1 pseudogene is annotated in these 581 nt (G+C 46.8%); it reads left to right on the plus strand.

The window, feature by feature from the left end:
• Nucleotides 1-115 (plus strand): annotated as a pseudogene (locus PG883_RS23765) (IS5/IS1182 family transposase); the annotation flags it as partial.
• Between the last annotated feature and the right edge of the window lie 466 nt (nucleotides 116-581).

Genomic DNA, 581 nt, shown 5'->3' on the forward strand with positions numbered 1-581 from the left:
GAAAGCCAGATACAAGGGGTTGCTGAAAAACGATAACCAACTGGCGATGTTATTCACGCTGGCCAACCTGTTTCGGGCGGACCAAATGATACGTCAGTGGGAGAGATCTCAGTAAAAACCGGAAATAACGCCAGAAATGTCGAAAAAATAGCCTAAACAGGCTGATTCGATGTGTTTGCGGGAAAAAAATCGGCCCAGATCCGCGAAATTTTAATCAGCGAGTCAGCTTGGGAAGAAATGACCTGCTTATTCGCACCTTCCCTAGTGGCTTACCAATGATTGTTGCGGTTGGTTATCTCTTTATGAGAGGGAATCAATTGACGTCGACACTGAATGGTCTGAAATTGAAGGCCATGTTCTTTAGTTTGTTCATGCTCTCATGGTCCGTAAGCCTTCTTCTCCCTTTCTGTACACGCCTGGTTATCCTCAAAAGTGGGTTGCCATGTTTCGACTATGGTTTTTGGGGAAAATGTCACCGCCGATGTAAAAATGACCCACTAACGCCGGAGTAAAGTTGACCCACCTGGGCCAAGATCGTGGCTTTTGAGCCACGCCCATGTTGACCCAGGAGTTATCAGTGG

Origin of the sequence: Aeromonas sp. QDB25, assembly GCF_027707725.1 — a bacterium.
GTDB lineage: Bacteria > Pseudomonadota > Gammaproteobacteria > Enterobacterales > Aeromonadaceae > Aeromonas > Aeromonas caviae.